Annotated in this window: 20 protein-coding genes; 13 read left to right on the top strand and 7 right to left on the bottom strand. The window is 72.5% G+C overall.

The window, feature by feature from the left end; genetic code table 11:
• Positions 1-119 precede the first annotated feature (119 nt).
• The gene (locus GFH48_RS27740; RefSeq protein ID WP_228121417.1) at positions 120-623 is read left to right on the top strand and encodes a GNAT family N-acetyltransferase; all 504 of its coding nucleotides are present in this window, start codon (positions 120-122) and stop codon (positions 621-623) included.
• A 162-nt stretch (positions 624-785) separates the two neighbouring features.
• Here the strand turns inward: GFH48_RS27740 and GFH48_RS27735 are convergent, their stop codons facing one another.
• The gene (locus tag GFH48_RS27735) at positions 786-2,948 is read right to left on the bottom strand and encodes an MDR family MFS transporter (protein ID WP_153290844.1); all 2,163 of its coding nucleotides are present in this window, start codon (positions 2,946-2,948) and stop codon (positions 786-788) included.
• Between the two features lie 173 nt (positions 2,949-3,121).
• Between GFH48_RS27735 and GFH48_RS27730 the strand changes: the two genes are divergently transcribed.
• On the top strand, positions 3,122-4,141 hold the full coding sequence (locus tag GFH48_RS27730) for a peptidoglycan-binding domain-containing protein (RefSeq protein ID WP_153290843.1): 1,020 nt from the start codon (positions 3,122-3,124) through the stop codon (positions 4,139-4,141).
• A gap of 402 nt (positions 4,142-4,543) precedes the next feature.
• On the opposite strand, the gene GFH48_RS27725 is transcribed toward GFH48_RS27730, so the two are convergent.
• Positions 4,544-5,203: an HAD family hydrolase gene (locus GFH48_RS27725; protein WP_194280695.1), complete on the bottom strand. Its 660-nt coding sequence runs from the start codon at positions 5,201-5,203 to the stop codon at positions 4,544-4,546.
• A 239-nt stretch (positions 5,204-5,442) separates the two neighbouring features.
• Positions 5,443-6,024, bottom strand: a complete 582-nt coding sequence (locus tag GFH48_RS27720; RefSeq protein ID WP_153290842.1) for a TMEM165/GDT1 family protein — start codon at positions 6,022-6,024, stop codon at positions 5,443-5,445.
• 448 nt (positions 6,025-6,472) lie between these two features.
• On the opposite strand from GFH48_RS27720, the gene GFH48_RS27715 reads away from it, so the two are divergent.
• The 5 genes from GFH48_RS27715 (at position 6,473) to GFH48_RS27695 (ending at position 12,729) form a co-directional block, all read left to right on the top strand.
• The gene (locus GFH48_RS27715; protein ID WP_153290841.1) at positions 6,473-7,117 is read left to right on the top strand and encodes an HNH endonuclease family protein; all 645 of its coding nucleotides are present in this window, start codon (positions 6,473-6,475) and stop codon (positions 7,115-7,117) included.
• Positions 7,118-7,233: 116 nt separating this feature from the next.
• Complete coding sequence (locus tag GFH48_RS27710) at positions 7,234-8,988, top strand: alkaline phosphatase D family protein (RefSeq protein WP_153290840.1); 1,755 nt, start codon at positions 7,234-7,236, stop codon at positions 8,986-8,988.
• A 326-nt stretch (positions 8,989-9,314) separates the two neighbouring features.
• On the top strand, positions 9,315-11,246 hold the full coding sequence (locus tag GFH48_RS27705) for an FAD/NAD(P)-binding protein (RefSeq protein WP_153290839.1): 1,932 nt from the start codon (positions 9,315-9,317) through the stop codon (positions 11,244-11,246).
• 86 nt (positions 11,247-11,332) lie between these two features.
• Entirely contained in the window at positions 11,333-11,791 is a 459-nt protein-coding gene (locus GFH48_RS27700) for a DoxX family protein (protein WP_153290838.1), read from the top strand.
• Positions 11,792-12,096: 305 nt separating this feature from the next.
• Positions 12,097-12,729 carry a DedA family protein gene (locus GFH48_RS27695; protein ID WP_194280694.1) on the top strand — a complete coding sequence of 211 codons (633 nt, stop codon included), beginning with the start codon at positions 12,097-12,099 and terminating at the stop codon, positions 12,727-12,729.
• Positions 12,730-12,853: 124 nt separating this feature from the next.
• Here GFH48_RS27695 and GFH48_RS27690 read toward each other — a convergent pair whose 3' ends face one another.
• On the bottom strand, positions 12,854-13,081 hold the full coding sequence (locus GFH48_RS27690) for a DUF2277 domain-containing protein (RefSeq protein ID WP_153290836.1): 228 nt from the start codon (positions 13,079-13,081) through the stop codon (positions 12,854-12,856).
• Between the two features lie 415 nt (positions 13,082-13,496).
• Here GFH48_RS27690 and GFH48_RS27685 point away from each other — a divergent pair, with 415 nt between their 5' ends.
• A complete protein-coding gene (locus GFH48_RS27685) occupies positions 13,497-14,432 on the top strand; it encodes a ketopantoate reductase family protein (RefSeq protein ID WP_153290835.1) in 936 nt (311 codons plus the stop codon).
• Between the two features lie 13 nt (positions 14,433-14,445).
• Here the strand turns inward: GFH48_RS27685 and GFH48_RS27680 are convergent, their stop codons facing one another.
• Positions 14,446-15,033 (bottom strand): hydrolase, encoded by a 588-nt coding sequence (locus GFH48_RS27680; protein WP_153290834.1) that lies wholly within the window; start codon positions 15,031-15,033, stop codon positions 14,446-14,448.
• Positions 15,034-15,442: 409 nt separating this feature from the next.
• Positions 15,443-15,892 (bottom strand): MarR family winged helix-turn-helix transcriptional regulator, encoded by a 450-nt coding sequence (locus tag GFH48_RS27675; RefSeq protein ID WP_153290833.1) that lies wholly within the window; start codon positions 15,890-15,892, stop codon positions 15,443-15,445.
• A 197-nt stretch (positions 15,893-16,089) separates the two neighbouring features.
• Here GFH48_RS27675 and GFH48_RS27670 point away from each other — a divergent pair, with 197 nt between their 5' ends.
• From GFH48_RS27670 to GFH48_RS27655, 4 genes are all read left to right on the top strand, one after another.
• Positions 16,090-16,434 carry a hypothetical protein gene (locus GFH48_RS27670; RefSeq protein WP_153290832.1) on the top strand — a complete coding sequence of 115 codons (345 nt, stop codon included), beginning with the start codon at positions 16,090-16,092 and terminating at the stop codon, positions 16,432-16,434.
• 369 nt (positions 16,435-16,803) lie between these two features.
• Positions 16,804-17,691: a nuclease gene (locus GFH48_RS27665; protein ID WP_153290831.1), complete on the top strand. Its 888-nt coding sequence runs from the start codon at positions 16,804-16,806 to the stop codon at positions 17,689-17,691.
• Positions 17,692-17,795: 104 nt separating this feature from the next.
• Entirely contained in the window at positions 17,796-18,386 is a 591-nt protein-coding gene (locus GFH48_RS27660; protein ID WP_153290830.1) for a hypothetical protein, read from the top strand.
• A 26-nt stretch (positions 18,387-18,412) separates the two neighbouring features.
• On the top strand, positions 18,413-18,727 hold the full coding sequence (locus tag GFH48_RS27655) for a TrmO family methyltransferase domain-containing protein (protein WP_153290829.1): 315 nt from the start codon (positions 18,413-18,415) through the stop codon (positions 18,725-18,727).
• Positions 18,728-18,837: 110 nt separating this feature from the next.
• Here the strand turns inward: GFH48_RS27655 and GFH48_RS27650 are convergent, their stop codons facing one another.
• Positions 18,838-19,899 (bottom strand): zinc-dependent alcohol dehydrogenase family protein, encoded by a 1,062-nt coding sequence (locus GFH48_RS27650; RefSeq protein WP_153290828.1) that lies wholly within the window; start codon positions 19,897-19,899, stop codon positions 18,838-18,840.
• 623 nt (positions 19,900-20,522) lie between these two features.
• Here GFH48_RS27650 and GFH48_RS27645 point away from each other — a divergent pair.
• Positions 20,523-20,729: a hypothetical protein gene (locus tag GFH48_RS27645; RefSeq protein WP_153290827.1), complete on the top strand. Its 207-nt coding sequence runs from the start codon at positions 20,523-20,525 to the stop codon at positions 20,727-20,729.
• The last annotated feature ends 215 nt before the right edge of the window (positions 20,730-20,944 follow it).

Raw genomic sequence — 20,944 nt, 5'->3', positions numbered from 1 at the left:
CCGCGACCGACGAGACGGCCGACGACGCGAGGAACGACCCGAAGAACGACGCCGAGGCGGCCGCCGCGAGCGGCTCGACCGGCCCCGCGCGCAGCTGTGTGCCGAGCCACGCGACGGACGTGGCTTCCTGGACCGTCGGCCCCGAGCCCTTCGGCTCCCCCGCCGCCCGGGCACTGTGGCGGGCCTACTACACCGAGGTCAGCGACCGCTGGTACCTGCTGCACGAGGGCCACGCGACCGATCCCGGCGAGCTGGAGCGGGAGATCGCCGCGAGCACGGGGGCCGAATTCACCGCGCCCACCGGAGTGCTGCTGGTCGCCCGGTACGGCGGCGAACCCGGGGGCATGGCGGGAGTACGGATGCTCGACACCGTCACGGGTGAACTGAAGCGGGTCTTCGTACGGCCGGAGCTGCGCGGCCGGGGCGGCGCGGCACTGCTGCTCGCCGCGGCCGAGCGGGCGGCACTCGGCCTCGGCGCCCGGAAACTGGTCCTCGACACCCGCGGCGACCTCGTGGAGGCGCGCACGCTCTACGCGCGGCACGGCTACGAGGAGACCGCGGCCCACAACGACGACGTCTACGCCGACCACTGGTTCGCGAAGCGGTTGCGGACACCCTCCTGAGCTGTCGTCGCGCCGATCTCGTCGTCAGGGCGGATCTGGGTACGGGGGCGGATCTGGGGAGGGGGTCAGGGTCGGTGGTCGGGGTGCGGTGGTGTGCGTGCGCTGGTGTGCGTGCGGTGGTGTGCGTGCCGTGGTGTGTGGTGTGGGTGTGGGTTCGGGGCGTCAGGTCGGGCCCTGCGGTCTCGGTACCGACCCGTCGTGCGGGCGCTCCGCGTCGGAGCCCGACATCTCCGCGTTCAGCTCCTCGACCAGCCTGACCAGGTCCGTCGGACGGTCCGGACCCCACCAGTCGCCCAGCAGCTCGGCGAGGGAGTCCTCACGGGCCTTCGCCAGGTTCCCGGCGGCCTCGCGGCCCTCGTCGGTGAGCACGAGGTCGAGACCCTCCCGGTCGACGAGGCGGCGCACCTCCAGCTGACGGGCCGCGGCGAGCACCACCGGCAGCGGTACGGCGCTGCCCTCGGCCAGTTGCGCCGGCTCGGCCCAGCCGTACTTCTTGATCCGCAGCAGCAGCCAGCTCGCGGCGGGCAGCAGGTCGTACCCGGACCGCGCGGTGATCTTCTCGTAGATCTCGCGCCGCCCCTCCCGGGTGCCCAGCACCGACAGCGCGCGGCACACCTCGTCGTACGACGACCGCTCCACCGGATTGGTGGCGAACGTCTCGGTGAGGTCCGGCGCCGTGACAGATCCCCGCAGCTTGTCCTCGCGCAGGAACCAGGCCAGCACGAAACCCAGCAGGGCGACCGGAGCCGCGTACAGGAAGACGTCGGTGATCGACGAGGCGAACGCGTGCAGGATGGGCCCGCGCAGCGTGGGCGCCAGGCCGGAGATGCCCTTCGGGTCGGCCTTCAGACTGTCCGGGGAGATGCCCGGCGGCAGCTGCCGCCCGCTCAGCGCGACCGTCAGTTTGTCGCCGAGACGGCTCGCGAAGACCGTGCCGAAGATCGCCACTCCGAACGAGGCGCCGATGGAGCGGAAGAAGGTCGCGCCGGAGGTGGCGACGCCCAGATCCTGGTACGAGACCGCGTTCTGCACGATCAGGACCAGAACCTGCATCACCAGGCCGAGTCCCAGGCCGAAGACGAAGAAGTACGCGCTCATGCGGCCGGTGCCGCTGTGCTCGTCGAGCTGGTGCAGCAGGAGCAGACCGATGGTGGTGATCCCGGTGCCGGCGACGGGGAACACCTTCCAGCGGCCGGTACGGCTGACGATCTGGCCGGAGACCGTGGACGAGATCAGCAGCCCGAACACCATGGGCAGCATGTGCACGCCCGACAGCGTGGGCGACACGCCCTGGACGACCTGGAGGAACGTCGGCAGGTAGGTCATCGCACCGAACATCGCGAAGCCGACGATGAAACTGATCACGGCCGAGAGGGTGAAGGTCCGGATGCGGAACAGTTTCAGGGGCAGGACGGGTTCCGCCGCGCGCCGCTCCACGGCCACGAAGACCACGGCCAGCGCCACGCCGACCGCCGCGAGGCCGATGACCTGTGGAGAGCTCCAGCCCCAGGTGGTGCCGCCGAGTGAGGCGACCAGGACCAGACAGGTGGCGACCGTGGCGACGAGGAAGGTGCCGAGGTAGTCGATGACGTGCTTGGCGGCCTTCCCGGGGATGTGCAGGACGGCCGCGATCACGACGAGCGCGACGACGCCCACGGGGAGGTTGATGTAGAAGACCCAGCGCCAGCTGAGCTGCTCGGTGAAGAATCCGCCGAGCAGCGGGCCGAGCACGCTCGTCGCGCCGAACACGGCGCCGAACAGGCCCTGGTACTTGCCCCGTTCCCGGGGCGACACGATGTCGCCGACGATCGCCATGGACAGCACCATCAGTCCGCCGCCGCCCAGTCCCTGCAGCGCCCGGAAGCCGATCAGCTCGCCCATGTTCTGCGACATGCCGCACAGCGCGGAGCCGATCAGGAAGATCACGATCGCGGTCTGGAAGAGCTTCTTGCGGCCGTACTGGTCGCCGAGCTTGCCCCACAGCGGGGTGGCCGCGGTCGAGGCCAGCAGATAGGCGGTGACCACCCAGGACAGGTGCTCCAGGCCGCCGAGGTCGCTGACGATGGTGGGCAGCGCGGTCGACACGATCGTCTGGTCCAGGGCGGCCAGCAGCATGCCGAGCAGCAGTGCGCCGATCGAGACGACCACGCCGGCGTGCACCGTCTCCTGGGCGTCGGAGGCGGCCGCGGAACGCCTTCGTTCGGCGGACTCGTTCACGGCGTACGGGGGTGTACCGCCGTTCGTGCCCTGCGCGTCCGTGTGCGTGTCCGGCCGCGCGTCGCCCTGCGCGTCTCCCTGGACGTCGCCGGGTATGTCGCCCGTCATTCGCACCTCCCGTGGGGCCCGCGGTCTCGGTCACCCTCCATGGTGGGCGGTATGTCCGTCTGCGGCCTGTCGAGCCGGAAGGGGGAGTTCCGGGGGCTCCCGGAAGTGGCCGGGGGACCTGTGGATAGCCTCAGGGGCTCAGCGGGGGATCTTCAGGGGAGGGGACCCAAGGCGTGACTGAACCGAACGGGCATGTCTGTCCGGAGTGTGCCGTGCCCCGGGCGGGGGACGGGACGCCGTCGTGCGCCTGCACGCTACGCGCGTCCGACGCCCTGCGGGACGCCCGTACGGCGGAGGCGGCCGCGGCGGAGGACTTCGATCCGCTGCGGATACGTCCGTACGTGGAGCTCGGGGTGGGCGGCGGAGGTGAGCCATCCGGCGCCGCGCGCGGAGGCGTGGACGGAGGCGGGGACGAGGACGCTTCGGCTCGGACGATGCGGCTGGGGAGGGTGCCGGCCGACGACACGGTGGCGCTCTTCCGGGTCGGGCACGGGATGCCGGCTCCGGGTGCCGGGGCGGGCGCCGGTGCCGGCGCCGAGGCGGATGCGGATACGGACCGTGGCGCCGGGGCGGGGCGGCCGCGGCGGGGGCGGCGGACCGCGTTGCTGGCCGCCGCCGGTGTGGTCGTGGCTGTCGCGGCGGCGGGGTTCGTGAGCGGGCTCTTCTCGTACGACGCTCCCGCGCGGGACGGGGCGCTGCCGGACGAGGTGAGGGCGAGCGTGCCGGATCCGTCGCCGACGTCCGCCTCGGCGTCGGCGTCCGCGCCGCGATCGTCGCGGTCGGCGGTGGCCGCGGCGCCGTCCAGTACCGGTCCGTCGCCCTCGGCGTCGGCCTCGACCGCGTCGGCCTCGCCGTCCTCATCGGCTTCGCCGTCACGGTCGGCCGGGCCGTCGCAGTCTCCCCGGAGTCCCGCGACGACTGCCCCGGCGGCGCCCGGACAGGAGACCTCGCCGTCGAACGGACAGCTGTCGGCGACGCTGCGGCGCGGCGACCGGGGGCCGGAGGTCACCGAGCTCCAGCTGCGTCTGCGTCAGCTCTTCCTCTACAACGGCAAGGCCGACGGCACCTACTCACGTCAGGTGGAGGACGCCGTACGCCGGTACCAGTGGGCCCGCGGCATCAGGAGTGACGAACAGGGCGTGTACGGCACGGCGACCCGGGCGAGCCTCGAATCGGAGACGCGGGAGCCGTAGCCGCTGGGTGGTGGGGCCGTAGCCGCTGGGTGGTGGGGCGGGGCCGGGGCGGTACGTCGAGGGTGTCGCCGCCGGATCAGACGCAGTCCGGGCAAGCGACCCGCAGCTCGATCCGAACGTAAGCGACACCCTTACGACGTACCGCCCCGGCCCCTCCCGCAGGACGAACGGCTGCGGGAGGGGGAGCGCTCCCTGCGTGCGGGGTCATCACCCCATCAACCCCCGGGGAGCCATCACCCCATCAACCCGCGGAGGAGCCGAGGCGCAGCCCCAAGGGCGTAGGGATCAGCCCCGGGCTGGGTTGGGGGCCCGGCTGGGTTGGGGGCCCGGCTGCGCTGGGGGCGGAGGCCTCGCCCCTCGGGAGGGCAGGGGCGGCGGGGGTGAGGGAACCGGCCGCCCGGGTCAGTTGACGTGCAGGCGCAGGGAACCGTCGCCGACCCGCTCCACCCGTATCTGCGTCAGGTCGCGGACGAGGACGTCGGGACGGTGGAAGCCGGCCCGCGGCCCGACCCCGACCACCCGCATCCCCGCCGCCCGCCCGGCCGATATCCCCGCACCGGAGTCCTCGAAGACGACACAGTCCTCGGGCGCGACGCCCAGCTCGGCGGCGCCCTTCAGGAACCCCTCGGGATCCGGCTTGCTCGCCCCGACCGACTCGGCGGTCACCCGTACGTCGGGCAGTTCCAGCCCGGCGGCGGCCATCCGCGCGCTGGACAGGCCCACGTCCGCCGAGGTGACCAGCGCGTGCGGCAGTCCGTCGAGCGAGGCCAGGAACTCCGCGGCACCGGGGACGGCGACCACGCCGTCCATGTCGGCGGTCTCCTCGGCGAGCATCCGCGCGTTGTCGGCGTGGTTCTGCTCCATGGGCCGGTGCGGCAGCAGTACCGCCATCGAGGCGAACCCCTGCCGTCCGTGGACGACCTTCATGACCTCGTCCCCGTCCAGCCCGTGCCGGTCCGCCCAGCGGCGCCAGCAGCGCTCGACGACGGTGTCCGAGTTGACGAGGGTGCCGTCCATGTCGAGCAGGAGGGCGCGGGCGGTCAGAACGGTGGTGGCCGTCATCGGCAGGCTCCAGAACGCGGGGGGAAAGAGAGGAAGGGCACGGCGGAGGGGGCGATGTCCGGTCCGGCCGAGGCCCGGCACCGGGTCCCCCCGGAGGGACAAGGCGGCCCCGTCCGCCGGTCAGGGAGTGCGGACGGGAGCCACTTTGTTTCTCTACGATACAAAACGGGCGGCCCCGGCGCCACCGCTTCCGCCGGGACCCCACCCGTTCCGGGCGGCTCGGCACCGTTCCGGCCGGCTCAGCCCGCGACCGCCTCGTACAGGCTCCACACCCCGAGCGCGAGCATCAGCACCGCGGCGACCTTGGTGATGAGTTCCAGCGGCACCCGCTTCATCAGCGCCTTTCCGCCGACGATACCGAGCCCGCCGACCGCCCAGAGCGCGAGCACCGCACCGAGACCCACGGAGAGCGGGTCGTCGTAGCGGGCCGCGAGGTTCGCCGTCATGATCTGCGTGAGGTCACCGAACTCGGCGGCCAGGATGAGCATGAAGCCCGCCCCCGAGACCTTCCAGAAGGTCTGGTTCTCCGGCTTGCGGACCTCCTCCTCGTCCTCGCCCTTCTTCAGCAGCAGCACGGCCGCACCGGCGAGGAAGAGCACACCCGTGAGCGCGTGCACGATCTGCTGCGGCAGCAGGGTCAGCACGCTGCCCGCCGCCACGGCGAGCGCGACATGCACGGCGAACGCGGCGGCGACGCCCGCGAAGACGTACGAGGCGCGGTAGCGGGTGCCCAGGACGAGCCCGGCGAGCGCGGTCTTGTCCGGCAGCTCGGCGAGGAAGACGACGCCGAACACGAGCGCCATCACGGTGATGCTGATCAAAATCCCTCAATCGGTCGGGGCCGCCCCACCGAGAGTGCTGTGACTGCGACGCGACACCTCGGCACGGCAGCACACATCGGCGCCCGCGCGCACGAGGACGCGGCGGGCGGTGCACTGCGTTGCCGAAGGTCTCGCCAGCCGGCCCGCACGGACCCGTGGGTCCCGGTCGAGGCCTGCTTCCGGGCGCCGGCTCAGACGAGCTGAGCAGTATGTCGACGGTCCGGCGAAGAGCTACTCCCCTTCTGCGCCGACCACTCTACGGGACGGCGAAAAGGCCGGGTAAGGGCCGAAGGTCCCTTCGACGGGAGCCGGCGATCCGTGACGTCAGAGGTCTTGGCATGTCATGAGCACGTCACTAGTTTCTTACCTGACGCACCCCTCCCGGAAACGAGCCGGCGCAAGCATGGGCCCGCTCGCTCCAACGTCCCCCCACTCCAAGGGAGTTCGCATGCCGAAGGTCTACGCGCGTCGACGGCTGAGCATACTCGCAGCCTTCACCGGCCTGATAGCCATGGCCGGGATATTCAACGGCCCCACCGCCTCCGCCGCGCTGCCCACCCCGGTCAGCGCCGCCACCGCCCGCACCTACCTCGCCTCCCTCTCGGTGAAGACGGAGAACCGCACCGGCTACAACCGTGACCTGTTCCCCACCTGGATCACCATCAGCGGCACCTGCAACACCCGTGAGTACGTCATCAAGCGCGACGGTTCGAACGTCGTCACCAACTCCGCCTGCACGGCCACCAGCGGCAGTTGGTACTCCGTCTACGACGGCGCCACCTGGACCGCCGCCTCCGACCTGGACATCGACCACCTCGTACCGCTCGCCGAGGCCTGGGACTCCGGCGCCGGCGCCTGGACCACCGCGCAGCGTCAGGCCTTCGCCAACGACGTGACCCGCCCGCAGCTCATCGCCGTCACGGACAACGTCAACCAGCAGAAGAGCGACCAGGACCCGGCCGAGTGGATGCCCCCGCTCAGCTCGTACGCCTGCACCTACGTCCGCGCCTGGGTCCAGGTGAAGTACTACTACAACCTCGCCGTCGACTCCGCCGAGAAGGCCAAGCTGAGCTCCGTCCTCAACGGCTGCTGAAACGGCCGCCGAACCAGCGCCGTCCCCCCACCTCCGAAACCGGCGCGCTTCGCGGAACCTCCGCGCTCCCCTCCGTCGTTCCGTACCGTACGGGGCGACGGAGGAGGGTGATCACCATGGCGGAGCTGCTCCTGGGGCCGCTGTTGAGGTATGTCGACGGCTCGTCCGCGACCTTCTGGGTCGAGGCGAACCGTCCGTGCACCGCCGAGGTACGTCTGGCGGACGGCGCCCACGGCGAGGCACGCACGTTCCAAGTCGCCGGACACCACTACGCGTTGGTGCCGGTCGACGGACTGACGCCGGGCACGGTGTCCGCGTACGAGGTGCTGCTGGACGATGTCGCCGTCTGGCCGCTGCCCGACTCGGCCTTCCCGCCCTCGGTCGTCCGTACCCCGGACGGACAGGACGCGGTCCGGGTCACCTTCGGCTCCTGTCGCTGGGCGGCTCCCCCCGCCGACGAGAAGGACCCGGTGGGCCCCGACGCCCTGGACACCCTCGCACGACGTGTCGCCGCCACCCCCGACGGCGAACGCCCCGACGTCCTCCTGCTGTTGGGCGACCAGGTGTACGCCGACGAGGTCTCGGACGCCACCCGCGCGTGGCTCACCGCCCGCCGCAGTCTCGCCGACCCCCCGGGCAGCCAGGTCGCGGACTACGAGGAGTACACCCGCCTCTACTACGAATCGTGGCTCGACCCCGAGGTCCGCTGGCTGCTGTCGACCGTGCCCAGCTGCATGATCTTCGACGACCACGACGTCATAGACGACTGGAACACCAGCGCCGCGTGGGTCGCCGACATCCGGGCCACGGTGTGGTGGCGCGAACGGCTGCTGAGCGGCCTGATGTCGTACTGGGTCCACCAGCACCTCGGCAACCTCTCGCCGCGCGAACTCGCCGAGGACCCCCTCTACGCCGCCGTGCGCGAGACCCCCGACGGCACGGACGTGCTGCGCGGCTTCGCCGCCCAGTCCGACGCCGACCCCGCCTCCGTACGCTGGAGCTACCGCCGCGACTTCGGCCGCGTCCGGGTCCTGATGGTGGACACCCGGGCAGCCCGGGTGCTGGCCGAGGACGAGCGGGCGATGCTGGACCCGGGCGAGGCCGGGTGGCTGCGCGAGCAGGCGCTCGACGCCCCGGGCTCGTACGACCACCTCCTGATCGGGACCTCACTGCCCTGGCTGCTCCCCCATCTGGTGCACGACGCCGAGGCCTGGGACGCCGCGCTGTGCCGGGGCGAACGGGGCGCGCGCTGGGCCGGGTTCGGGGAGAAGCTGCGCCGCGGGGCCGACCTGGAGCACTGGGCGGCCTTCCCCGCCTCCTTCGACGCGCTGGCCGGGCTGCTCGCCGAGGCCGGTACGGGTCCGGACGCGCCGGCCACCGTGTGCGTGCTGTCGGGAGACGTCCACCACGCCTATGTCGCCGAGCCCGCCTGGCCCGAGGGCACGCCCGGCCCCGACGCCCGCGTGCTCCAGCTGACCTGCTCCCCCGTCCACAACTCCATACCCCTGTACATACGGCTCGGATTCCGCTTCGGATGGAGTGCGGCGGGCCGGGCGATCGGCCGCCGTCTGGCCCGGCACGGCGGCTGTGCGCGCCCCGCCGTCAGCTGGCGCAGGACGGGCGGACCCTGGTTCGGCAACCAGCTCATGACCCTGACCCTGCAAGGCCGTTCCGCCCGGTTGCGACTGGAACAGGCGCGGACGGGGTGGAGCGTCGGGGGCAGGAACGGCGACAGGAACAGCGGCAAGAACGGCAGCGGGAGCGGGAGCGGGAGCGGGGGCAGGAACGACGGAAGGAACGGGGGCACGAACGACGGGAGGAACGGCGGTGCCCGGCTGCGGACCGTCGCGGAGTCCGAGTTGAGCCCGTGAGTCCGGGAGGCGGTACGTCCGGGGGCCCGTGAGTCCGGGAGGCCGTGGGTCCGGAGGCGGCGGGTCCGGGAGGCGGCGGGTGGGCCGTTTACGGGAGTCCCCTGGGGTCCCGCACGTCCGCAGTCGTCCGCAACCGCCCCTTGCGGGCGGTGTATACGGTTGTCGCGCGCGTCGCCCGTGATGCTCGTGACGCATCACACAACCGGCGCCCCTCCAGCCGCCCGGGGCTCCGCCCCCGTGGCCCGCGACGGCATGATGAGGCGGACCGTCCGCTTCCAGCGGGCAGTTCACCGCCATGCGCCCCACCATGTCCGGGAGTCACACTCTTGTCTGCACCGACCGCGGAATCCGCAGGGCCCGCCGAGCCGACCGAGGTCTCCGTCGCCGTGGTGGGCGCCGGACCGCGCGGTACGAGCGTCCTCGAACGTCTCTGCGCCTCCGCGCCGGAGCTCCTCCCGCCGGACACCAGACTGACCGTCCACGTCGTCGACCCGGCACCGCCCGGTCCCGGCCGCGTCTGGCGCACCGCGCAGTCACCGCACCTGCTGATGAACACCGTGGCCTCGCAGGTGACCCTCTTCACCGACGACAGCGTGGACTGCTCGGGCCCGATCCGCCCCGGGCCGAGCCTGCACACCTGGGCGGGCGGTGACCTCGGCCCGGACGAATACCCGACCCGCGCCCACTACGGCCGCTATCTGGAGTGGGTGTTCGCCGAGGTGGCGCGGGGAGCACCGGACACGGTCCGCGTCCGGACGCACCGGGCGCGCGCGGTACGGCTCGACGACGGCCCCGGCGGCCACCAGACCCTCACCCTCGACGACGGACGCACGCTGCCCGGACTGTCCGCGGTCGTGCTCGCGCAGGGCCATCTGCCGGTGTCCGCGGACCGGAGCCCGCGCGGCCTCGCCTCGTACGCACGACGGCACGGTCTGCGGCACGTCCCGCCCGCCAATCCGGCCGACGTCGACCTCTCCGCCCTCGCGCCCCGCGAGCCCGTCCTGCTGCGCGGGCTCGGCCTCAACTTCTTCGACCACATGGCGCTGCTGACGGCGGGCCGCGGCGGCCGCTTCACCCGGACCCGGCGGGGCCTGCGTTACCACCCCTCGGGCCGGGAGCCCCGGCTGTACGCGGGCTCACGCCGCGGCGTCCCGTACCAGGCCCGCGGCGACAACGCGAAGGGACCGTACGGCCGTCACACCCCGCTCGTCCTCACCCCCGAGGCCATCGCCCGCTTCCGCGCACGCGCCGACTCGGGTGCGGCGCCGGACTTCCTGGGCGAGATATGGCCGTTGGTGGCGAAGGAGGTCGAAACCGTGTACTACGAGCGGCTGTTGAGGGGACGCGGGAGGCTCCACGGCGTCACGGACGAGTTCAGGCGGCGCTTCCTCGCCGTACCCCACGGCGATCCCCAAGAGGCCCTCGCCCTGGACGAGTTCGACGTGCCGGAAGCCGACCGCTGGTCCTGGGACCGCATGTCGCGTCCGTACGGCGGGCACGCCTTCGCCGACGCGGGCGAGTGGCGCGGCTGGCTGCTCGCCCATCTGCGCGAGGACGCCGAGCAGGCCGCGCTCGGGAATGTCGAGGGCCCGCTGAAGGCCGCCCTGGACGTGCTGCGGGACCTGCGCAACGAGGTACGGCTGGTCGTCGACCACGGCGGCCTGCGGGGCCATTCGCGCCGGGAACACCTGGACCGCTGGTACACGCCGCTGAACGCCTTCCTGTCCATCGGGCCGCCCCGCCGACGCGTCGAGGAGATGACCGCGCTGATCGAGGCGGGTGTCCTGGACGTCCTCGGCCCCCGGCTCGACGTGCGGGCCGAGGACGGGGCCTGGATCGCGCACTCCCCGGACGTACCGGGCTCGGCCGTACGCGCGACCACGCTCATAGAGGCACGGCTCCCGGAACCGGACCTCAGGCGGACCGCCGACGAACTGCTCGCCCGGCTGCTGAAGACGGGCCAGTGCCGCCCGCACACGACGGACGGCCACGAAACCGGGGGGCTGGACGTGACACGCCGCCCGTATCACCTGATGGATCGTCAGGGTCACGCGCACGCACGGCGGTTCGCCTTCGGAGTACCGACGGAGGGCGTGCACTGGGTGACCGCGGCCGGCGCCAGACCAGGAGTGGATTCGGTCACGCTGTCGGACGCCGACGCGGTGGCGCGGGCCGCGCTACGTGCGACAACACCCGAAACGGAACCGGAAACGGAAGTCGGACCGTGGCTAAATGTTGAACTTGCAAGCATAGATTAGGTTACCCTAACGTTGTTGACTCACTCGGTTCCGCCCCCAGGATCCGGTTCCCCACGGACCGGACCAGACCGAAGGAGTCCCCCCACATGACCGAGCGTCTCGACAGCGCCCAGCCGTACGCCATCGGCCTGTTCCGCCTCGTCATAGGCCTGCTCTTCGCCGTGCACGGCGCCGCCTCCCTCTTCGGCGTCCTCGGCGGCGCCGCGGGCACCGACGGAGGCGCCATCCCCTCCGGCACCTGGCCGGGCTGGTACGCGGCCGTGATCCAACTCGTCGGCGGCACCCTGGTGCTGCTGGGCCTCGGCACCCGCGGCGCCGCGTTCCTCGCGTCGGGCTCGATGGCGTACGCCTATTTCGACGTGCACCAGTCGACGGCCCTGTGGCCGATCGAGAACGGCGGCGAGCTGTCGGCGCTGTTCTGCTGGGCCATGCTCCTGCTGGTCTTCACCGGCTCGGGCGCCCTCGGTCTCGACCGGCTGCTCACCGCGCGCGCGACCCGGGCCCCCGGCGAGGACGAGCGGGCCACGGAGCCCGTCGCGGCCTGACCCGGCCGGCACCGCACGAGCACCCTGACCCGCCCCGCACCGCACCGCACGACCACGGCGCCCGCCACCTCACGGAGGTGACGGGCGCCGCCCCTTCGGACCCCTTTCGTCCCCACCCCGCTCCGGCTGCCCCCGCTCGCCCTCCCGCTCCCCCGGCGTCAACGCACCGTGAGCAACACATAAGCCCCCCGTGACCCCACTGTCACACCCGCCGCGTACGCTGTATGGCTGTCACAGGCCGCCCTGCCGCTCCCCCGCGACGTAGCGGCGAGGTCGTGCCCTCGGGGGAGTACAGGGGAGTTTCGGTGCTGGAGAGTGTGGGGTCGCTGACGGGCAGCCCATGGATCTACGCGGCGGTGGCCGTCTCGGTCCTGCTGGACGTCTTCCTGCCGGTGCTGCCCAGCGGCGTCCTGGTCATCACCGCGGCCACCGCCGCGGCGGCGGGTTCCACGGGAGCCGTGCCGCACGCGGTGCCCGACATCCTGGCGCTCACCCTCTCCGCCGCCACCGCCTCGGTCCTCGGCGACCTGGTGGCGTACCGGCTGGCCTGGCGCGGCGGCGAACGTCTGGACCGTGCCATCGCCCGCTCCCGCCGCCTCTCCAGCGCGCAGGAACGTCTCGGCGCGGTCCTCGCGCGCGGCGGAGGCGCGGGCGGCGCGCTGGTCGTCCTCGCCCGCTTCGCGCCCGCCGGCCGCTCGGTCGTCTCGCTCGGCGCCGGCGCCGCCCACCGCCGCGTCCGCGAGTTCCTGCCCTGGTCCATACTCGCGAGCCTGACCTGGGCCGTATACAGCGTGGCCCTCGGCTACTTCGGCGGCCAGTGGCTGGGCGCGACCTGGCTCGCCACGGCGGTCTCGTTCGCGGCGCTGTTCGGCGCCGGCGCGGGCGCGGCGTACCTGATGCGCCGGCCCGTACCCCAGGAGTCGAGCACCGGCGCCTGACGCACGGAGCGCCCGGGACGTACGGAGCGCCCAGAGCCCACGGGACGCCGGAAGCGGACGGGACGCCCGGGGTGCTTCATGATGCTTCATGAGGTGCTCCGCGCGGCCGTTCCGCCAGGTCGGTTCATCCGGCCCGCTGGGTGACCCCTCGTACCTCCAGGCCGTCCAGCAGCTCGGCCGTGGCGGCCGCGACCGCCTCCACCGCCCGCTCGAAGACCTCGCGGTTGTGCGCGGCCGGGGCACGGAAGCCGGAGACCTTGCGGACGTACTGGAGGGCGGCGGCGTGGATGTCCTCCTCGGTGGCCTCTTCGGGGAGTACGGGCGGGCGGAGAGTCTTGATGCTGCGGCACATACGCCCAGTCTCGCGCGGACGACGCCTCCGTGGCCTCCGGTCGGCACATCCGGTCGCCCCTACCGGACGCCCCTACCGGACGCCGCCCGCGTTCGTGATCCCGGCGCGGCGCGCACCCCGCTCGTGCCGGACTCCCCGCTGACCCCGACCAGCGAGCAGGCCGCGCGGGCCGCGCGGGCCGCCGTGATCCTGGGAGCCCGGCACGTCGTCCCCCGCGCTTCGAGCACTGGGGCCACTTCACCGAGGACGGTGCCACGCCGGCGAAGGCCTTCACGGAGGCCGGACTCGGCGACCGGCTGCACCTGTTGGAGCCGGGGGCGTCGGTGCGGCTGTAGCGCCGGACGGCGCGGCCCGGCATGATCCACTCCCAGGCGGCCACCTTTCCGGGGCCGACCGACGAGAGGATCGGACGGGCATGACGAAGGACGTACGCGACGAGCACGACGGGCGCGATGAGCGGTTCACGGTGGCGGTGCTGGGCCCCGGCGGTGTCGGCGGGCTGCTCGCCGCGCTGGTGGCGCGGGCCGGACACCGGGTGATCTGCCTGGCCGGGGACGACACGGCGGAGGTGCTGCGCGCGGACGGCATCCAGGTCCGCAGCGGCCGGTTCGGGGATTTCACGGCGCGGGTCGAGGCGGACACCGAGCTGCGCGAACCGGTCGACGCATGTCTGATCGCGGTCAAGCACACGGCGCTCGACGCGGCACTCGACCGGGTACCCGCTGGGGCGCTCGGCGACGGCCTGCTCGTCCCCTTCCTGAACGGCGTCGAACACCCCGCGGCCCTGCGCGCCCGCTACGGGTCCGCCCGGGTGGCCCCCGCCGTCATCCGTGTCGAGTCGACCCGGACCGCCCCCGGAGTGATCGAACACGGGAGCCCCTTCGCGGAGATCGATCTGACCGGCGACACGGTGGCGCGCGAGCGGCTCGACGCGCTCGCCGGGGTCCTCGCGGCGGCCGGTCCGGCCGTCCGCGTCCAGGCCGGCGAGGCGGCGGTGCTGTGGGCGAAGATGTCGTTCCTCGCCCCGTTCGCGCTGCTGACGACCCGTTACGGGCTGCCGCTGGGCGACGTCCGTACGCTGCACCGCACGGAGTTGACGGCTCTGGTGGCGGAGACGGCCGCCGTCAGCCGGGCGAGCGGGGCCCCTGCCGACGCCGCCGCGGCCCTCGCCCGCTACGACGCCTTCCCGCCCGGCACGAAGTCCTCCATGCAGCGTGACGCCGAGGCGGGTCGTCCGCTCGAACTGGACGCGATCGGCGGCGCGTTGCTGCGCGCCGCGGCCCGGCACGGGGTGCCCGTGCCGGTCGCCGAGCGGCTGGTGCGGGAGCTGGAGGGCGCGGGTCCCCGCTGACGCGGGGCACGGGTCACGCGTGGGTCTTGGCCAGCAGCTCCACGATCTCGGCGGTCGTACCGGTCTCGCCGAGACGGGGGAAGATCCGCTCGACGCTGTTGCGGTGGGTCTCGCCGTCCAGGTCGGACATGGCGTCGGTGGCCAGGGTCACGTGGTAGCCGTGCTCGTGGGCGGCACGGGCGCTGGACTCGACGCCGATGCTGGTGGCGATGCCGGTCAGCACGATCTGGGTGACCCCGCGGCGGCGCAGCTGCAGGTCGAGGTCGGTGCCGTGGAAGGCGCCCCAGTTCCGCTTGGTGACGGTGATGTCCCCGGGGTGTCCGGCCAGTTCGTCGACGACGACGTCCCAGCCCTCCGGGAAGCTGCGGGCGCGGCTCGGACCGTCGATGCGGCCGCGTACGGCGTCCGCTCCGTCCGCGGCGGCGGTGACCCGTACGAGGACGACCGGGAGCCCCTGCTCGCGGAAGGCGTCGGCGAGCAGCACCGACCGCTCCACGACCTCGGCGGCGGTGTGGGGGACGAGGCCCGGGTTCCCGACGATGCCGTTCTGCAGGTCGATGACGACGAGGGCGGTGTGCGGGTCGAGCGTGGTGACTGCCATGGTCAGGCCTTTCGGAGGGTTGTGCGGGTACGGGTGCCGGTGTGGGTGCCGGTGCGGGTACGGGTGCCGGTGTGGGTACGGGTGCCGGTGCCGGTGCGGGTGCCGGTGCCGGTGCGGGTGCCGGTGTGGGTGCGGGTGCCGGTGTGGGTACGGGTGCCGGTGTGGGTACGGGTGCCGGTGTGGGTACGGGGTGAACGGTCCGGGAGCGGCGCCGCCGGGAGCGGTACGGCGCCGGCGGCCAGGAAGGACGGGGGACGCTCGGTGCGGTCAGCCGGCGTCGGCGTCGTCCGCGCGGACGACGTCGGCGGCGGCGGGCAGGGCGTGGAGTGGCGGCGCCGGGGGGCGGGACTCCGCGTCGGCCGTGCGCGGGGGGCGGAACTCCGCCGGAGTCGTGCGCGGGGGGCGGGTGTCACGGGCGCGTGAGCCGGTCCAGTACGGCCATCGCCTCGATGACGCTCTGCCGCTCGGCCTCCGTGCAACGGTCCTGAAGGGCCTTGGCCAGCCATTCCCCGCGGGCCTGCCGCGTGCCCTCGACGCGCTCGCGGCCGGCGTCGGTCAGCGTGACGAGCTGTCGGCGGCCGTCTCCCGGGTCCGGGTTGCGGGCGATCAGTCCCTGCTGGTCGAGCACGGCGAGCGTGGCGGCCATGGACTGCGGCCGTACGCCCTCGGTGGCGGCCAGCGCACTCGCCGTGGCGGCTCCGCTCTTGCTCACCAGGGTGAGCGCGGAGACCTGTGAGGGGGTGAGGTCCTGACGTTCGGAGACCTCCCTGATCCGCCGCCGCAGCCGGTTGAACGCCACCCGCAGATCCTGTGCCGCGCGGGCGGCCGACTCGGAGACGCCCTCGGCGCTGTCGTCCATGGCGCCACACTAAATCCGTCAGTCAAGACTGTCCAGTTTGAACTGACCAGTTGAGACTGCCCAGTCCGGGCCGACCAGTCCGAGCCGGCCGATCCAAGCCGGCCGGTTCGCACCGCACGATCCGGGGCGGCCACCCGTTCGCATGAACTCCCGGAAGGAACTCGCACCCCAAAATCGAACAGGCGTACCATTGTCGGGTGGCGGCGACCTATGACTTTCCGAGTGACCTCCTGGCCGGCCAGGAGGACCTGCATCAGGTCCGGGCGGAGCTCCTGGCCCTGCTCAAGCGGCTCCCCTGGTCGGTGGAACCCCTGGACGGCTTCAGCGACGACAGGGGCTGGCGCCAGGTGGAACGCCCCGCGTCCCCCGGCTGGACCGCCGACGAGCAGGCCGAGGTGGAGAAGCTCAGACAGCGTGAGCGCGAGCTCGCCGTGTTCGTGACCTGCCACCGCTTCTGGGCGGAGGTCGCGCCTCCGGACACGGTCGACGCCCGCGCGAACCTGAAGCACGCCCATGGGTCGCCGACAACGAACCCGTCGTAAACCGCCTCCGGGACGGACCGACGGCCCGCGTACGCGGCGACAGGAGTACGTGGGAGGTGGCGGGCGGCGTACGGGGGCCGGCGGGCGGGGTTCAGGGTCCGGCGGGCGCGCACGAGGTCCGGTGGACGGCGTACAGGGTCCAGCGGGCGCGTACGAGGTCCGGTGGACGGCGTACAGGAGGGTGACCCTCGCACGGCGCGACGGCCGGAGTACGGGCCGGCCGTCATGGCGGCCGCCGCAACTCCCCCCGGGTCGCGGCCAACTCCTTCTGAACCGCGGCGAATTCACCACACCGGAAGTCGCGTCCGAGGTACCCAGGAACCCCGCGAGCCAACACAATGAGTCACCGGCGATTACGCGGAGGCGGCCATGCGCATGCTCCTCATCGAGGGTGACTACCGGATCCTGAACGGGGAACCGGACGGCGACACCGTCCGCTTCGACCCCCACGACGCGGCCTTCTGGTACGACGTCCCCGGCTCGCACAGGATCGACAAGAGCCACCGCAACAGCCGCGGCGGCGCCAATCTCAGGCTCGACTCGATCGACGCGCTGGAGACCCATTACCTGGGCACGGGCCCGCACCAGGTGCACCAGCCGCTGGACTGGGCGCACGCCGCCCGGGACGAACTGCTGGCCTGGCTCGGCTTCACCGCCGTCCAGCTCTCGGGCGAGAAGGTCACCGGCACGACTCCGGCGAGCGTGCCCGGCTTCGTTCTGGCCAGCACCATCGACGTCCACAGCCGCTGCGTCGCGCTGGCCGGGCGGGGCGCGCCGCCCGCCGGCACCAGGAGCGGTGACTGGGTGACCGTGGACGCGCCCCTGCTGCGGACCACCGTCAACCACCACCTGCTCGCGCTCGGCCTGGTCTTCCCGACCTTCTACGCGAACCTCTCCTCCGGCCTCCGCGCCGAGATGACCGCCGCGGCCGCGCAGGCCGACGCGGCGGGCCTCGGCGTATGGGCCGCCGACCGGACCACCGAGGGGGCGAAGATCACGGGGCTGTCCTCGATCACGGACGACCTGGTGCTCCTCCCGAAACTCTTCCGCCGCCTCGCGGACTACCTCCGCTTCGCCGACGGTCCCTCATTGGACGGCTTCCGCGCCTACCTCTTCGGCGGCGGCGACCGGTTCCGTGTCCTCTCCCAGGGCCCGGCCGCCAAGACCCTGACCGGACTGCACCACGTCGTCGACGTCACGGACGGAACGGTCCGCATGACCCACCCCGTCACCGACCTGGTCTTCGCCGAGGAGTGACCGCGCCCTCTCCCCTTTCGGGTGAAATCCGGCGGACGGAGACAACCTCGCGTCTCCCCGCCACGTCGTAGACCCACACGACACCGACCGCCCCAGGGGAGACCATGAGCGACCACCAGCACCAGGAGCGCCAACAGCAGCCCGGATGGGGCGGACCGCCCCAGGCGCCGGGTCACGGGGCGTCCGCACCCCGGCCGCCGAGGAAGCGCGGGGTGGGCAGAGTCGTGGGGCTGGGCCTCCTCGGCGTCCTCGGCCTCATCGTGGTCATCGGGATCGCCGGGGCGGCCGGCCGCGGCGGCGGCGCGGACGAGGACAGCGGCGCCTCGAACTCCTCCGTCCACAACGAGGCGAGGAGCGAGGCGAGGAGCGACTCACGCGACGGCTCCGGCGACGGGGCCGGGGACACCGGAGCCGGATCACAGGCCGCCGACTTCAGGTCCTGCGTGGACAAGAACGGCACCGCCACCGAGAAGGCGGCCGTCCGGCACATCACGAAGGTGACCGGGGCCGACAAACGGAACAACATCCTCGACGCCCCTGAGGTGTTCACCGACTTCAGCGGCGGCCTCACCGGCCCGCACCAGGGCGAGGGCAAGCTCATCGCCTCCGCGTTCAGCTCCTGCTACGAGTCGGACAACGGCCTCGTCACCGTCTACGACAAGGCCGGCCAGATCCTCGCCAACGGCACCTTCTGAGGGTCCCCGCGCGGGCAGCGCCACCCGTGGAGGTCCTCTTCGTCTTCGACCGGTTCCCGGAACAGGACGGCCACCGCGAACCCCGCCCCTACCGCGGCCGCTCCGACCTCCCGCCCGTCGGTGTCTTCGCCGGCCGCGGCCCCCGCCGGCCGAATCGCATCGGGGTGACGAGCTGCGCCGTCGAATCCATCCGCGTCCACGCGTCGACGGTGGTGGGCCTCGACGCGGTCTCGGGGACCCCGGTCATCGACCTGAAGCCGACGACGACCGAGTTCCTCCCCGCCCACACCAGGCAGCCGGAACGGGTCAGCGACCTGACGTCGGAGTACTTCCAGTCGTAGATCCGGAGGACGGAAGGTTTCCAACCACCGGGATCCGCCAGGTGAGTTCGTTGTCCGGTCCGAGCCCGTGCCGACGCGGTCACGGTGGGGTCGGGTTGAAGGGCCGAGCCCTATCCGTCGCCTTCGCCCCGGACGCCGTCCGCGAAGACGAAGAGCGGTTTCGCGCCGTGCCCGGGTGCTTCGGCGAACGAGATGGCCTCGGTGAACCGTTCGAGCGGGAACGGCTCGCCCTCGGGAATGCTCAGCACTTCGTCGGTGACGAGTCCGCGGACCTCGGACAGCGCGCGCAGCGCGTCCTCCGGCGAGGTGGCGCCGAACCAGCGGTTCAGCCAGAAGCCCCGGACCGTCTTGGTCTCGTAGATGACCGAGCGTGCCGACAGCGGGATCGTCAGCGCCGCCGGCTCGGTCTGCCGATGGGTGGAGAGCGCGCCGTAGACCACGACCTGCCCTCCTGGAGCCAGGGCCTGGGAAACCTGGGCACCCACATGGCCCGCGACACAGTCGACGGCCTTGCGCACACCGGCCGATCCGGCGATGTCGGCCACACGCCGCATCAGGTCCTCGTCCTCCGTGCAGATGACCTCGTCACCACCGAACGTCCTGATCTCCTCGACGGCGTCGCGCCGCCGGACGACGTTGATCGTGCGGATACCCAGGTGCCTGGCCAACTGGATGACGAGCCGGCCGACGGTGGAGCCCGCGGCCGTCTGCAACAGCCATTCACCCGGCTGTACGTCGAGTTCGCGAGTCACCAGGAGCAGCGCGGTCAACGGGTTGACGGCGAGCTGACAGGCGCTGGAGTCACTCAGATGATCGGGGACCGGCAGAAGTCTCCGTGCATCGGCGACGAGGTACTCCTGCCAGGTGCCGGCCACACTCGGCCCGGGTACCGCGGGGACGGCGGCGGCCACCACGCGATCACCGGTCTCCAGTCCCTCGGTGTGCGGACCGAGCGCCTCGACACGGCCCACGCATTCCATGTGCCCCCCGACAGTCGGGAACTCGGGCGAGAAGCCGTAGCGGCCACCCAGCACGTGCAGATCACTGGCGTGGATCGGAGTCGCCTTCACACGGACGAGGGCCTGACCGGCGTCCGGCGTGGGAACGGGACGGGATTCCAGCCGCAGGACGTCGGCCGGCTCGCCGACCTTTCCGGCTACGAGCGCGCGCATGGACCGGGGCATGAGTGACCTTCCGTCTCTCGGCGGCCGACGAACCCGGCGGGCCGAGGTCAGTGTTCGGGTCCGCTCGTCGCGCCGAGCGGAGGACCGGCGGATCCGAGGCCGGGCGGAGGACCGGCGAACGGATCGGCTGTCTGAAGGTGTCGGCGAGACGCGTGACGAGCGCCTGTGTGCCGTCGGTCGGCGTTCATCACCTCGATGGACCGGACCCCGGGCACATCCTCTGCCGACCCGCCGTACGCACCGCACCCGCACCCGCGGGCCCCTGGTCCCCCACATCACGCTAAGCGCCACGAACAGGCTCTGCAATCCAGCCCCAGCCCCCGCACCAGCCCCCTCCACCACCCACGACCGAAGCACCGCACGGACCACGCGCCGGTGCGTGGACTCCGTGTGGGCTCTCCGGCGCGTGAATGGCACGACGCCACCCTTCGTCCCGAGCCGTGGGCACGGCGGTCCTGGGGTCTGCCGGGCACGTCAGTCGGCCGCTTGGGCCTGGTGGCGGTCGCTCGGAGGGACGGAAGTTGCCGTACTTCGCTGCTGTACGGCACCCCTGGAGGGTCCGCCCCCGAACGAGACAGCGTGGCGGCCGGCGCTTGCGCGATCATCAACGCATGGAATCGTGGACGATCAAGCACTTCTCCCAGGCCAACCCGGCAGGAACCGGGCAGGATGACGTACCTGCGCTGCTTCGCAGAGTCGCCGACTCCATCGAAAACCTCGGCTCGGTCGAGGTCCAGGATCTCGTCATGCATACGGAGGTCACCGCGGACGGCTATTGGCCGAGTCTTACGGTCTACTTCCACGACGCCGAAGACTGATCCGGGCCGTACGCGGACGCTTGCACTCGGTCCGCTTCCTTGTCGGACCGATCACAGGGACCCGTCGACGGCGGGTCAACCTGCCCTCTGCCCGGTCCTGTTGGCCGCTGGGGTGCGGCGTCGACCGCCCGCGTTCGCGCCTGTTGGTGTCGGGTGCCGGTGGCAGACCTGAGACTCGGACGGGGCGCCGCCGCCTGGACGGCGCCCCTCCGGAC

This window comes from Streptomyces fagopyri (genome assembly GCF_009498275.1).
GTDB lineage: Bacteria > Actinomycetota > Actinomycetes > Streptomycetales > Streptomycetaceae > Streptomyces > Streptomyces fagopyri.
Note: the sequence above shows the minus strand (reverse complement) of the source record. Positions and strands in the feature narration are given on the sequence as shown.

What these genes read in the sequence shown, in the direction of transcription:
- GFH48_RS27645 (WP_153290827.1), top strand. Translation starts at nt 20,523, where the DNA reads ATGGAATCGTGGACGATCAAGCACTTCTCCCAGGCCAACCCGGCAGGA.
- GFH48_RS27650 (WP_153290828.1), bottom strand. Translation starts at nt 19,899, where the DNA reads ATGCGCGCGCTCGTAGCCGGAAAGGTCGGCGAGCCGGCCGACGTCCTG.
- GFH48_RS27690 (WP_153290836.1), bottom strand. Translation starts at nt 13,081, where the DNA reads ATGTGCCGCAGCATCAAGACTCTCCGCCCGCCCGTACTCCCCGAAGAG.
- GFH48_RS27725 (WP_194280695.1), bottom strand. Translation starts at nt 5,203, where the DNA reads ATGACGGCCACCACCGTTCTGACCGCCCGCGCCCTCCTGCTCGACATG.
- GFH48_RS27685 (WP_153290835.1), top strand. Translation starts at nt 13,497, where the DNA reads ATGACGAAGGACGTACGCGACGAGCACGACGGGCGCGATGAGCGGTTC.
- GFH48_RS27680 (WP_153290834.1), bottom strand. Translation starts at nt 15,033, where the DNA reads ATGGCAGTCACCACGCTCGACCCGCACACCGCCCTCGTCGTCATCGAC.
- GFH48_RS27715 (WP_153290841.1), top strand. Translation starts at nt 6,473, where the DNA reads ATGCCGAAGGTCTACGCGCGTCGACGGCTGAGCATACTCGCAGCCTTC.
- GFH48_RS27735 (WP_153290844.1), bottom strand. Translation starts at nt 2,948, where the DNA reads ATGACGGGCGACATACCCGGCGACGTCCAGGGAGACGCGCAGGGCGAC.
- GFH48_RS27665 (WP_153290831.1), top strand. Translation starts at nt 16,804, where the DNA reads ATGCGCATGCTCCTCATCGAGGGTGACTACCGGATCCTGAACGGGGAA.
- GFH48_RS27710 (WP_153290840.1), top strand. Translation starts at nt 7,234, where the DNA reads ATGGCGGAGCTGCTCCTGGGGCCGCTGTTGAGGTATGTCGACGGCTCG.
- GFH48_RS27675 (WP_153290833.1), bottom strand. Translation starts at nt 15,892, where the DNA reads ATGGACGACAGCGCCGAGGGCGTCTCCGAGTCGGCCGCCCGCGCGGCA.
- GFH48_RS27660 (WP_153290830.1), top strand. Translation starts at nt 17,796, where the DNA reads ATGAGCGACCACCAGCACCAGGAGCGCCAACAGCAGCCCGGATGGGGC.
- GFH48_RS27700 (WP_153290838.1), top strand. Translation starts at nt 11,333, where the DNA reads ATGACCGAGCGTCTCGACAGCGCCCAGCCGTACGCCATCGGCCTGTTC.